The organism is uncultured Plantibacter sp., assembly GCF_963518075.1.
In the GTDB taxonomy this organism is placed as follows: Bacteria; Actinomycetota; Actinomycetes; order Actinomycetales; family Microbacteriaceae; genus Plantibacter; species Plantibacter flavus_A.
The window spans coordinates 38,191-49,961 of record NZ_CAUQHZ010000015.1; the positions used below are offsets into that span (position 1 = coordinate 38,191).

General features: G+C 69.8%; 11 protein-coding genes. 7 read left to right on the forward strand and 4 right to left on the reverse strand.

The window, feature by feature from the left end; all coding sequences use genetic code 11:
- Positions 1 to 3: 3 nt before the first annotated feature.
- Positions 4 to 918: a hypothetical protein gene (locus RWN05_RS15665; RefSeq protein WP_314140235.1), complete on the reverse strand. Its 915-nt coding sequence runs from the start codon at positions 916 to 918 to the stop codon at positions 4 to 6.
- 236 nt (positions 919 to 1,154) lie between these two features.
- On the opposite strand from RWN05_RS15665, the gene RWN05_RS15670 reads away from it, so the two are divergent.
- Positions 1,155 to 2,153, forward strand: coding sequence for a methylenetetrahydrofolate reductase (locus tag RWN05_RS15670; RefSeq protein WP_314140236.1), 999 nt, complete (start codon positions 1,155 to 1,157; stop codon positions 2,151 to 2,153).
- Positions 2,150 to 4,477: a 5-methyltetrahydropteroyltriglutamate--homocysteine S-methyltransferase gene (gene metE / locus RWN05_RS15675; RefSeq protein WP_314140237.1), complete on the forward strand. Its 2,328-nt coding sequence runs from the start codon at positions 2,150 to 2,152 to the stop codon at positions 4,475 to 4,477. Before RWN05_RS15670 ends, metE begins: the two co-directional genes overlap by 4 nt.
- An 84-nt stretch (positions 4,478 to 4,561) precedes the next feature.
- On the opposite strand, the gene lexA is transcribed toward metE, so the two are convergent.
- Complete coding sequence (gene lexA / locus RWN05_RS15680) at positions 4,562 to 5,260, reverse strand: transcriptional repressor LexA (protein WP_071262299.1); 699 nt, start codon at positions 5,258 to 5,260, stop codon at positions 4,562 to 4,564.
- Between the two features lie 271 nt (positions 5,261 to 5,531).
- On the opposite strand from lexA, the gene RWN05_RS15685 reads away from it, so the two are divergent.
- From RWN05_RS15685 to RWN05_RS15695, 3 genes are all read left to right on the forward strand, one after another.
- Positions 5,532 to 5,921 carry a LysM peptidoglycan-binding domain-containing protein gene (locus RWN05_RS15685; RefSeq protein WP_314140238.1) on the forward strand — a complete coding sequence of 130 codons (390 nt, stop codon included), beginning with the start codon at positions 5,532 to 5,534 and terminating at the stop codon, positions 5,919 to 5,921.
- Positions 5,922 to 6,010: 89 nt separating this feature from the next.
- Positions 6,011 to 7,471, forward strand: a complete 1,461-nt coding sequence (locus tag RWN05_RS15690; RefSeq protein ID WP_314140239.1) for an amino acid permease — start codon at positions 6,011 to 6,013, stop codon at positions 7,469 to 7,471.
- 31 nt (positions 7,472 to 7,502) lie between these two features.
- Positions 7,503 to 8,582, forward strand: coding sequence for a histidinol-phosphate transaminase (locus RWN05_RS15695; protein ID WP_071262297.1), 1,080 nt, complete (start codon positions 7,503 to 7,505; stop codon positions 8,580 to 8,582).
- 34 nt (positions 8,583 to 8,616) lie between these two features.
- On the opposite strand, the gene sufU is transcribed toward RWN05_RS15695, so the two are convergent.
- Positions 8,617 to 9,054: a Fe-S cluster assembly sulfur transfer protein SufU gene (sufU, locus tag RWN05_RS15700; RefSeq protein ID WP_314140240.1), complete on the reverse strand. Its 438-nt coding sequence runs from the start codon at positions 9,052 to 9,054 to the stop codon at positions 8,617 to 8,619.
- On the reverse strand, positions 9,051 to 10,358 hold the full coding sequence (locus tag RWN05_RS15705; RefSeq protein WP_314140241.1) for a SufS family cysteine desulfurase: 1,308 nt from the start codon (positions 10,356 to 10,358) through the stop codon (positions 9,051 to 9,053). Before RWN05_RS15705 ends, sufU begins: the two co-directional genes overlap by 4 nt.
- Positions 10,359 to 10,468: 110 nt before the next feature.
- Between RWN05_RS15705 and hisB the strand changes: the two genes are divergently transcribed.
- On the forward strand, positions 10,469 to 11,077 hold the full coding sequence (gene hisB, locus RWN05_RS15710) for an imidazoleglycerol-phosphate dehydratase HisB (protein WP_064294427.1): 609 nt from the start codon (positions 10,469 to 10,471) through the stop codon (positions 11,075 to 11,077).
- Complete coding sequence (gene hisH / locus RWN05_RS15715) at positions 11,074 to 11,709, forward strand: imidazole glycerol phosphate synthase subunit HisH (RefSeq protein ID WP_071262295.1); 636 nt, start codon at positions 11,074 to 11,076, stop codon at positions 11,707 to 11,709. The genes hisB and hisH overlap by 4 nt, the downstream gene beginning before the upstream one ends.
- Positions 11,710 to 11,771 lie beyond the last annotated feature (62 nt).

Consider the following 11,771-nt stretch of genomic DNA (forward strand, 5'->3'; position numbering starts at 1 on the left):
TCCTCACACGCAGCGCGCGCGGACGGCATCCTTGAGCGCCTCCGCCGTGTCGGCGTCGAGCGGGAGGGTCATGACGGCCTCCGGGCCGTCATCGATCCGCACGACGAGTGGGAAGAGGGTCCCCACCTTGTCCTCCGCCAGGGCGTGCGGGTCGCACCGGGTCGGCACGACCCGGAGTTCGATGGACTGCGGACCGCTTGCGGCGTCGACGGTCAGGCTGAGTGGCCAGTCCTGGGGTGGGTCACCGCCGTCGTCCGTCGGCGCCGGTCGCAGCAGCACCGTCGACCGCAGCGCGACGAGCTCCAGCCGACCCGGAGCGTCGGTCGGCACCGCCGTGATCGTCAGGACGGCGACCGTCGTGGCTCCGGCACCTTCGAGGCGGATCCCGGGAGTGGCGGCCACCTCGGCGATGCGCTGCACCGCCGACACCGTGCACGTCGAGGTACGGATCCGCTGCAGCGCGTTCGTCGGATCGGACAGGCCGGATGCGGTGAGGACGGCGCCGTCGTCGAGTCTGAGCTGGAGATCGACCTGCACGTCCTCGTCGCGTGCGTCGCAGTCGACCGGTGGCAGCTCGACGGCGAGATCCGTGGTCTGTCCAGCGCGGATCGTCGAGGATCGGTCCCGGACGGTCGGCGCGGTGAACGCCGAACCCGCCAGCTCGAGTCCGACGATCGTGATGTCGTGGTCGCCGCCGTTGCCGACCCGGACGATCGCGGCGTCGCTCGCGTACTGATCGCGGTTCTGGCGGAACTCGATCACGAGCTCCTCCGCTGCGGCTGCGCGCGTCGTCGGCGGTACGGGCGAGCCGACGGCCGTGCACCCGGACACGGCGAGCACCACCGCCACGCAGGACGCGATGACGCGCGAGCCGAGCGCTGGACGCTCGTCGCCCCGGTGCCTGGTGCCCACGGTCATGGCATCAGCGTAGGACCGGAGCGCCGCCGGGGGAATGTGTCGCAGGATGACGCTGTCGGACGGATGTCCGTCGCGCGGATCGTCGGGCGTTGCTATCGTCGTGCGCATCGTAACCGCCCTCACCGGCGGAATCGGAGCGACAGCCGAGCCCGGCACCCGCCCACGACACACCAGCGGAACCGCTGCGTGCTGCGTGGTCGCCGGCTCTCGATCCGCTGCCACCGAGACGAGACCCCATGACCATGACGGAGCCCGCCTGTCCCGGGCGTACCCCCTTCTCCTTCGAGCTGTACCCGCCCAAGACACTCGACGGCGGCGTCGCGCTCGCACGGACGGTCGAGCACCTGGCCGCCGCCGGCCCGGAGTTCATCTCGGTGACCTTCGGCGCCGGTGGTTCCTCGCGAACGGCGAGCCTGGACGTGCTGCGGAGCATCCGGACGTCGACCTCGGTGGACCCGATGGCCCACCTCACCTGCGTCGGGTCGACGCACGCCCAGGCCAGCCGACTCATCAAGGACTTCCTCGATGCCGGGGTGCACAGTTTCCTCGCGCTCCGCGGCGACCCGCCCGCCGGAGCCGTCGAGGGCGACGCCTTCCTCGGTGATCTGGGGAGTGCCGCGGAACTCGTGCAGCTCATCGGCCGGGTCAGTGCCGAGCACGAGCCCTACGCCGAGGGGTCGCTGGTCGGCCTCCCGGGCGCGGTGCAGCTCGGGCGACGCCATCGGCCGCGGATCGCGGTCGCCGCGTTCCCCAACGGACACCCGCGGTCGCGGTCGACGACGCAGGACCTCGACACCCTGTTGGCCAAGCAGGCGGCTGGGGCGACGCTCGCCATCACCCAGCTCTTCTTCCACGCCGACGATTACCTCGCCTTCGTCGAACGCGCGAGACGTCACGGCGTCACCATGCCCATCCTGCCGGGCGTGATGCCCATCACGAGTCCGGCGCGGTTGCGTCGGGTGCTCGAGCTCAGCGGCGAGGCGCTGCCGAGCGACCTGGCCATCGCGCTCGAGGTCGAGCCGGACGAAGCGGGACGGATCGACATCGGCACCGACTACTCCGCGAGGCTCATCCGCGACGTCGTCGCGGGCGGCGCGCCGGGCGTCCACCTCTACGCCTTCAACCAGCATCGGACAGTGCTCGACGTGTTGCACCGTGCCGGCATCCCCGTACCAGGCGACCGACCGGTCCGTCATCCCATCCCCGATCCACTCACCAGCAAGGACGCACGATGAACCCCACCTCCGCATTCCCCGCCGGCACCATCCTCGGCTACCCGCGCATCGGGCCGAACCGGGAGTTGAAGCGCGCCGTCGAGTCCTTCTGGGCCGGCCGGATCGACGCCGAGGCGCTCGAGCGGACGGCCGCCGAGCTGCGCGCCGCCACGCGTGCCCGCCTCGCGGGGCTCGGCCTCGACCCGACGAACGCCGCGATCCCCGAGAGCTTCTCGTTCTACGACCAGGTCCTGGACGCCGCGCTCACCGTCGGTGCCGTCCCGGAGCGCTTCTCGTCGCTCGTCGGGGCCGACGGTCGGGTCGACCTCGCCGGGGCGTTCACGATCGCTCGTGGCGCCGGCGACCTCGCCCCGCTCGAGATGACGAAGTGGTTCGACTCGAACTACCACTACCTCGTCCCGGAGATCGGCGAGTCGACGCCGTTCGCGCTCTCCGACGACCGGGTGATCGAGCAGTTCCGCGAGGGCCTCGCCGAGGGGTACGTGACGCGGCCGGTCATCGTGGGCCCCGTGACGTTCCTGCTGCTGTCCAAGGCGGCCGAGGGGGCCTCAGCGGGATTCGCCCCGATCGATCGACTGGAGGCGTTGCTGCCCGTCTACGCGGAACTCCTCCAGCGCCTCGCCGCTGCCGGCGCGCCCTGGGTACAGCTCGACGAACCCGCACTGGTGTCGGAGACGTTCGACGTGCCGAGGTCGACGGTCCTCGCGGCGCTCGAACGATCGACGAGCGTCCTGTCCGCCGTGTCGGACCGCCCGGCGATCTTCGTCGCGGCTCCCTACGGTGCCTTGGGCGACGCCCTCCCGGTGCTCGCCGACTCGGGGGTCGAGGCCGTCGGTGTCGACCTCGTCCGAGGAGGCCTGCCGGACTCGTCACCCGGACTCGCCACGAAGACCGTCGTCGCGGGAGTGATCGACGGCCACAACGTGTGGCGCGGCGACCTGGCAGCCGCGGCCGATCTCCTGGCGCGCGCGGCGGAGCGCTTCCCGCAGCTCGCGGTGTCCACCTCGACGTCCCTCCTGCACGTCCCGCACGACGTGTCGGTGGAGACGAAGCTCGACCCCCGTCTCCGGAGCTGGCTCGCCTTCGCCGACCAGAAGGTGGATCAGATCGCGGTCCTCGCACGCGGCCTCACCCGGGGGCGTGCGTCCATCGCGACCGAGCTCACGGCAGCGTCGGCCGCGCTCGACGATCGGCTGGCCGCGCCCGGGGTCGTCGATACCACCATCCGCGCACGGACGGCGGCGCTCGCGCCAGCGGACTTCACGCGGGACGACTACCAGGAGCGCGCAACGGCGCAGGAGCAGGCGCTCGGCCTGCCGTTCCTCCCGACGACGACGATCGGCTCGTTCCCGCAGACCGGGGACATCCGTCGCGCCCGCGCACAGCGGGTCGCAGGGACACTCGACGAGGAGGCCTACGTCGCGACGATGCGCGCGGAGATCGGGCGCGTCGTGGCGCTGCAGGAGGATCTGGGGATCGACGTCGTCGTCCACGGCGAGCCCGAGCGCAACGACATGGTCCAGTACTTCGCCGAACACCTCGACGGCTTCGCCGTGACGGAGCACGGCTGGGTGCAGTCCTACGGTTCACGGTGCACCCGTCCGTCGATCCTGTGGGGGGACGTCTCGCGACCGGCGCCGATCACGGTCGAGTGGTCGGCCTACACGCAGTCGTTGACCACCAAGCCGGTGAAGGGCATGCTCACGGGCCCGGTGACGATCCTCGCGTGGTCGTTCGTGCGCGACGACCAACCGCTCGCCGAGACGGCGAACCAGGTCGCCCTCGCCCTGCGTGACGAGATCGCCGACCTGGAGCGGGCCGGCATCCGCATCATCCAGGTCGACGAACCCGCCCTCCGCGAGCTGCTCCCGCTCCGGCGGGCGGACCAGGGGCGGTACCTCGACTGGTCGGTCGGTTCGTTCCGGCTGGCGACCGCGGGCGTGCGCGCCGAGACCCAGATCCACACCCACCTCTGTTACTCGGAGTTCGGGGTGGTGATCGACGCGATCCGGCGTCTGGACGCCGACGTGACGAGCATCGAGGCGGCTCGGTCGCGGATGGAGGTCGTGTCCGACATTCGGGCGAGTGGTTTCGACCACGGCATCGGCCCGGGCGTCTACGACATCCACTCGCCTCGGGTGCCGAGCGTCGCGGAGGTGACCGCGTTGCTCGAGATCGCGCTGGAGGGGATCCCGCAGCGCCAGGTCTGGGTGAACCCGGACTGCGGGCTCAAGACGCGAGGGTACGAGGAGACGGTCGCCTCCCTCACCAACATCGTCGAGGCCACGCGCGTCGTCCGCGCACGAGTCGGTGCGACCGGCTGACGTCGTCGGTCCGGCACGGACGAGGGCCGGCACGATCCACGGATCGTCCCGGCCCTCGTCGGTGTCGCGGAGTGGTCCGGTCGGTCAGACCGTCCGGAGCACGGCGACGACCTTGCCGAGGACCTCGGCGTGGTCGCCGAGGATCGGTTCGAAGGCCGAGTTCCGGGGGAGCAGCCAGGTGTGGCCGTCGCGCTGGCGGAACACCTTCACGGTCGCCTCCTCGTCGAGCATGGCCGCGACGATCTCGCCGTTCTCGGCGGTCTTCTGCTCGCGGATGACGACCCAGTCGCCGTCGCAGATCGCGGCGTCGACCATCGAGTCGCCGACGACCTTCAGCATGAACAGACTGCCCTTGCCGACCAGCTGACGCGGCAGGGGGAAGATCTCCTCGACCTGCTGCTCGGCCGTGATCGGGATGCCGGCGGCGATGCGACCGACGAGCGGGACCATGGCTGCGTCGCCGACCGGGGGAGCGGAGTCGGGGTCGCTGCCCTCGACGGCGCTCGGCAGGTCGATGAGCACCTCGATGGCGCGGGGACGGTTGGGATCGCGTCGGAGGTATCCGCTGAGTTCGAGCTGTCCGAGTTGGTGCGTGACACTCGACAGGGAGGCGAGCCCGACGGCGTCGCCGATCTCGCGCATGCTCGGCGGATATCCGCGCTGTGAGACCGAACGCTGGATGACGTCGAGGATCGCCAGCTGCTTGTCGCTCAGGCTCTTCCGTCGCCGGGTGCCGCCGATCTGGCGCTCCCGGGCTCCGTCGCCCGCCGTGTTCGCTGCCATCTTCGCTCCTGCCCTGATCGGCTGTCGGTGACCGATGTCGGTGGGTGGTGGTGTACTGCTTCCAACACTCGAAACTGTATCCGCACCAGCTCGTCCAGACAAACATCTGTTCGAGCGTGTCGCCGATCCCGCGCGCCTCAGGTACGAAGACAGGGTTGAGTATTCGAACAATCGAAGATATATTCGGAACACAGGTTCGTATCCGGCACTCCTGACCGAGTGTCGGATACGAGTCCTCATCACACGATGAGCACACTCTTGGAGGGTTGACATGAGCGCAGCACTGATCGGGTCCCACCGGGCGCTTCCCGCACGGACGGCGCAGGTACCGACGTCAGACGCACCGTCTACACGCCGACTCCGCCTGACGAAGCGCGGTCGTGTCGTCTTCACCACGCTCGCCGCCATCCCGCTGGTCATCGGCGTCGCGGTCGTCGGACTCTCCGCAGGCGGTGCCGCGGCCAACACGGCGGCGGGAGCCACGTTCACGTACATCACGGTCGACCCGGGCGAGTCGCTCTGGCAGCTGGCCGAGTCCATCGCGCCCGACGCCGACCCGCGCGACGTCATCGCCGAGATCATGAACCTCAACCAGCTCAGCACCGCCGGTGTCGAGCCGGGGCAGCGACTGGCGATCCCGCACCGGTACGCGGCCGAGTAGGCCGACAATCGGCGGGTCTCTCCGCGCTGGTTCTCAGCTATCGTCGATGACGCGGTGCAACGACGCCCGCAGCATCGTCGGAGGTAAGCATGAGTACAGACGATCGGAGCCGCTCGCTGCTGCGGAAGAAGCCGATCGCGGAGATCGAGGATGAGACCTCCGGTTCGAAGCTGTTCAAGAGCCTCGGGCTCTGGCAACTCACGGCCATCGGGGTCGGTGGCATCATCGGGGTGGGGATCTTCTCCCTCGCCGGACTCGTCGCTCACGGGAGCGAGACCTCGCCCGCTGTCGGGCCGGCGGTCCTCTTCTCCTTCCTGATCGCCGGTCTCGCCTCCGCGGCCGCGGCGTTGTCGTACGCGGAGTTCGCCGGCATGATCCCGAGAGCCGGGTCCGCCTACACCTACGGGTATGTGGCGCTCGGCGAGGTCATCGGCTGGTTCATCGGCTGGGACCTGTTGCTCGAGTACATCGCGATCGTCGCGGTGGTCGCGATCGGGATCTCCGGCTACTTCGACGCCTTCCTGTCCGGCATCGGCATCCACATGCCGGACTGGATGACCTCGACCGCCGACGAGGGGAAGGGCGGCCTCGTCAATCTCCCCGCCATCTTCGTCTGTCTCCTCGTGACCTTCATCCTGAGCCGCGGGACGAAGGCCTTCGGTCGATTCGAGCTCGTCGCGGTCGGGATCAAGGTCCTGCTCATCCTGTTCATCATCGGCCTCGGTGTCTTCTACATCGACGGAGAGAACTACGATCCGTTCCTCCCGAGCGGTTTCGGGCCGGTGTTCGCCGGTGCCGCGACGGTCTTCTTCGCGGTCTTCGGATACGACGCGATGAGTACGGCTGCCGAGGAGGCGAAGGACGGCAAGAAGCACATGCCGAAGGCGATCATCCTCTCCCTCATCATCGCGATGCTCCTGTACGTCGCGGCCACCCTCGTCCTGACCGGCATGCAGAACTACACCGACATCGACCCCACGGCCGGGTTCGCATCGGCGTTCCAGAGCGTCGGTCTGCCCGTGGTCGCGACGATCATCTCCGTCTTCGCCGTCCTGTCGATCCTCACCGTGATGCTGACGTTCCTGTTGGGCGTCACCCGCGTGTGGTTCTCGATGAGTCGCGACGGTCTCCTGCCGCGATGGTTCTCGCGCACGGACCGGCGAGGCGTGCCGCAGCGGGTGACCTGGATCGCCGGCGGCGCGGCAGCCGTCTTCGCCGGTGTGTTCCCGATCAAGCAGGTCGCCGACCTCACGAACATCGGCATCCTGGCCGCCTTCATCGTGGTCTGCGTGTCGGTGATCGTGTTCCGGTACACGAAGCCGGATGAGCCCCGCTCCTTCCGGTTGCCGTTGATGCCGTTCGTCCCGGCGTTCGGCGTCCTGGCGTCCGGCTTCCTGATCCTGCAGCTGCACTGGGAGACCTGGCTACGGTTCGGGGTCTGGCTCGTGATCGGTCTCATCGTCTACTTCGCCTACGGGCGACGCCACTCGCTGTTGAACCCGGCGAGCCCCCGCCACGAGGTCCTTCGTCGGGAGCGCCAGGCGGAGTGAGCGCGCTGGTCGGAGTGGCTAGCATTGTGGGGTGACCGCTCTCGACGACCTCCCCATCCGCGACGACCTCCGAGGACAGCGCCCGTACGGCGCTCCCCAGGCCCTGGTGCCGGTGGCGCTCAACGTCAACGAGAACACGCACCCCATCCCTGAAGCGGTCGCGCACGACATCGTCGCCTCGCTCGCGTCGGCGGTCCTCACGGTGAACCGGTACCCCGATCGCGAGTTCACGGAACTCCGGGAGGCGCTGGCGGGATACCTGGGCCACGGGGTGACCCCGGAGCAGATCTGGGCGGGGAACGGCTCGAACGAAGTGCTGCAGCACATCCTGCAGGCCTTCGGCGGTCCCGGGCGATCGCTCCTCGGGTTCACGCCGACGTACTCGATGTATCCGCTCCTGGCCGCCGGCGTCGGCACCAGGTGGATCCCCGCGACGCGCGACGCCGAGTTCGAGCTCTCGCCCGAGACCGCCGCGCGTCAGGTGGCCGAGGCGGATCCCGACCTCGTGTTCCTCTGCTCGCCGAACAACCCCACCGGGACACCGTTGTCGCTCGAGACCGTCACCGCGGTGTACGAGGCGTCGCGGGGCATGGTGATCGTCGACGAAGCGTACGCGGAGTTCGCACCCGACGACGAGGCGAGCGCGCTCACCCTGCTGGAGGGGCGTCCGCGCCTGATCGTCTCCAGGACGATGAGCAAGGCCTTCGCCTTCGCCGGGGTCCGCCTCGGGTACCTCGCCGCCGACCCCGCGGTCGTCGACGCGCTGAGACTCGTCCGGCTCCCGTATCACCTGAGCGCCCTGACGCAGGCGGCCGCGACCGCCGCACTGCGGCACGCCGACGAGATGCTGGCGATGGTCGACGACATCCGGACCCAGCGCGATCGTCTCGTCGTCGAGCTCGCGCGTCTCGGCTACGACCCGAAGCGGAGCGGATCCAACTTCGTCCTGTTCGGCGGCGTCGCCGATCCGCACGCGGCGTTCGAGGCGCTCTTCGCGCGGGGGATCCTCATCCGCGACGTCGGCATCCCGAACCACCTCCGGGTCACCGCGGGCACCGAAGCGGAGACGACCGCGTTCCTCGAAGCCCTGGCGGCGATCAGCCCCGCCTGACCAGGCCATCGGCGGGGCGGAGGTGGCGCGCCGCTCACGGCAGGCGGGAGATGGCCTCCTCGGCCGCGACCCATGGGAGCATGGCGCACTTGACGCGCGCGATGTAGCGCGAGACGCCACTGAACGCCGCGGCGTCTCCGAACCGTTCCTCGTCGAACTCGAGCGTGCCCCGCGAACGGATCACCGTGCGGAACTCGTCGATCAGAGCCTCGAGCTCGGCCGGGGTGAGGCCTGCCGCGAGGTCGCTCAGGCAGGAACTCGACGCCTGCGAGATCGAGCAGCCGTGTCCCTCCCAGGCGATCGGTGCGAGACGACCGTCGGGCCCGGGATGGAGCTGCAGGGTGACCTCGTCGCCGCAGGTGGGGTTGAGCTGATGCGACTCGGCGGCGGCCGCGTCCCGCAAGCCGAAGCCGTGACGCTGGCGGGCGTGGTCGAGGATGAGCTCCTGGTAGAGGCTTTCCAGGCCGCTCACCGGGACACCCCGAAGAACGGACCGACGAGGGTGGCCGCCTCGAGGAAGGCGTCGATCTCGGCCTCCGTCGTGTAGAGGTAGCTGCTGGCGCGGGTGGACGCGGTGAGCCCCAATCGGCGGTGGAGTGGTTGTGCGCAGTGGTGACCGACGCGGACCGCGATGCCGCGATCGTCGAAGAACTGACCGACGTCGTGAGCGTGCACACCGGCGAGGTCGAAGCTCGCCAGCCCGGCGCGAGGTGTCCCGGGCGGCGGGCCGACGAGCGTGGCGCCGGGGGTGGCGGCGAGTCCGGCCGCGAGACGCTGTCCGTAGGCCGCCTCGGTGGCGTGGACACGGTCCATGCCGACCGCTTGCAGGAACCGGACGGCGCTCGCGAGGGCGATCGCCTGCGACACCGGCTGGGTCCCGGCCTCGAACCGTTGCGGGGCGGGCAGGAACTCCGCGCCGTCGAGTGTGACGGTCGTGATCATCGACCCGCCGGTGAGGAAGGGGGGAAGGGCGTCGAGCAGCCGGCGGCGACCCCACAGGGCCCCGATGCCGTTCGGACCGAGCATCTTGTGACCGGAGAACACGAGGAAGTCGACGCCGAGGGACGCGACGTCGACGGGCAGGTGCGGGACGGACTGGCAGGCGTCGAGCACGGTCAGCGCGCCGACGCGTTCGGCGAGGGCGACGAGCTCGGAGACCGGCGCGATCGCCCCGGTGACGTTGGACACGTGTGCGAACGCGATGATGCGCGTGCGTTCGCCGATGACGTCGCCTGCGGCGTCGAGACGCAGCACGCCGTGGTCGTCGACCGGCAGGTGACGGAGGGTCGCACCGGTGCGTGCGGCGAGTTGCTGCCAGGGGATGAGGTTCGCGTGGTGTTCGAGTTCCGTGACGACGATCTCGTCGCCTGGGCCGAGGCGGAACCGCTCGGCGGCAGCACCACCGAGGCCGGCGCTCGCATTCCCGATGGCCCCGGCGATGAGGTTGAGGGCTGCGGTCGCGCCGGAGGTCCAGACGAGTTCCCGCTCGTCGGCACCGATGAACGCGGCGACGGTCGCGCGCGCGTCCTCGAAGAGCTCCGTCGCCTCGGCGGCCAGGAGGTGGGCGCCACGGTGGACGGCGGCGTTCCGGTGCGTCGCGTAGTCGCGCTCCGCGTCGATGACCTCGATCGGGCGTTGCGAGGTGGCGCCGGAGTCCAGATAGACGAGCGGGTGTCCGTTCATCTCCCGGGCGAGGATCGGGAACCGTTCACGGAGAGCGGCGATCTCCGCCTGGTCGAGTGGGACGGCCGGGGCGATGCTGGGTGTGGAAGTCATGACCTCTCAACGATAGGCGTCGGCAGAGCCCGGTGCAGCCGGATGACGCGACGATCCACCCCCGTCGACACACGGCGTGCAGCTTCGGTGCGCTCGATACACTGGATCCTATGACCACCCAGCAGCGCACGGCCCGGATCCAGCGCGCGACGAGCGAATCCAGCATCGAGCTGGAACTGGACCTCGACGGCACCGGCACGAGCAGCATCGAGACCTCCGTCCCGTTCTACGACCACCTGCTCACGGCCTTCGCGAAGCACTCGCTGACCGACCTGACCGTCCGGGCGACGGGCGATGTCGACATCGACGTCCACCACACGGTCGAGGACGTCGGGATCGTCCTGGGCCAGGCGATCCGTCAGGCGCTCGGCGACAAGGCCGGCATCTCCCGGTACGGCGACGCACTGGTCCCGCTCGACGAGGCCCTCGTGCAGGCCGTCGTCGACATCTCCGGTCGTCCGTACCTCGTGCACGGCGGGGAACCGGCCGGATTCGAGTTCCACCTGATCGGTGGGCACTTCACGGGTTCGATGGTGCGTCACGTCTTCGAGGCGATCACCTTCAACGCGGGCCTCACCGTGCACGTGAACGTCCTCGGCGGACGCGATCCGCACCACATCGCCGAAGCGGAGTTCAAGGCGTTCGCGCGGGCCTTCCGGCAGGCGAAGGCATTCGACCCGCTGGTCCAGGGCATCCCGTCGACGAAGGGCGCGTTGTGAGTGCACGCCCGTCGGTGGTCGTCCTCGACTACGGCTCCGGCAACGTGCACTCCGCCGTCAAGGCCCTCGAGCTCGCCGGCGCAGACGTCGTGCTGACGGGCGACCGTCAGGCGGCTCAGGCCGCCGACGGTCTCGTCGTGCCAGGTGTCGGTGCCTTCGACGCGGTGATCGGCGCACTCCGTTCCTCCCACGGCGACGAGGTCATCGACCGCCGTCTCGCGGGAGGGCGTCCGGTCCTCGGCATCTGCGTGGGGATGCAGGTCATGTTCGAGCGTGGCGTGGAGCGCGGGTCCGAGGCCGACGGTCTGGGGGAGTGGCCCGGTGCGGTCACGGAACTCGAAGCGCCCGTCCTGCCGCACATGGGCTGGAACACGGTGTCGCCGGACGCAGGGTCCGTGCTCTTCGACGGCCTCGCCGACGAGCGCTTCTACTTCGTCCACTCCTATGCCGCACAGCAGTGGACCCTCGAGGTCATGCCGCCGTTCCCCGAGCCGCGCCTCACCTGGGCGACGCACGGCGTGCCGTTCCTCGCAGCCGTCGAGAACGGTCCGCTGTCGGCGACGCAGTTCCACCCGGAGAAGTCCGGCGACGCCGGTATCCGCCTGCTGTCCAACTGGCTCGGCACCCTGTAGCCGACTAGGATCAGGTGCTTGTGCCGCGAGGCATGCTGTGCGCCGGGAACCGAGGGGCTCGC

What these genes read in the sequence shown, in the direction of transcription:
- metE (WP_314140237.1), top strand. Translation starts at nt 2,150, where the DNA reads ATGAACCCCACCTCCGCATTCCCCGCCGGCACCATCCTCGGCTACCCG.
- RWN05_RS15705 (WP_314140241.1), bottom strand. Translation starts at nt 10,358, where the DNA reads ATGACTTCCACACCCAGCATCGCCCCGGCCGTCCCACTCGACCAGGCG.
- hisB (WP_064294427.1), top strand. Translation starts at nt 10,469, where the DNA reads ATGACCACCCAGCAGCGCACGGCCCGGATCCAGCGCGCGACGAGCGAA.
- RWN05_RS15665 (WP_314140235.1), bottom strand. Translation starts at nt 918, where the DNA reads ATGACCGTGGGCACCAGGCACCGGGGCGACGAGCGTCCAGCGCTCGGC.
- RWN05_RS15670 (WP_314140236.1), top strand. Translation starts at nt 1,155, where the DNA reads ATGACCATGACGGAGCCCGCCTGTCCCGGGCGTACCCCCTTCTCCTTC.
- RWN05_RS15685 (WP_314140238.1), top strand. Translation starts at nt 5,532, where the DNA reads ATGAGCGCAGCACTGATCGGGTCCCACCGGGCGCTTCCCGCACGGACG.
- lexA (WP_071262299.1), bottom strand. Translation starts at nt 5,260, where the DNA reads ATGGCAGCGAACACGGCGGGCGACGGAGCCCGGGAGCGCCAGATCGGC.
- RWN05_RS15690 (WP_314140239.1), top strand. Translation starts at nt 6,011, where the DNA reads ATGAGTACAGACGATCGGAGCCGCTCGCTGCTGCGGAAGAAGCCGATC.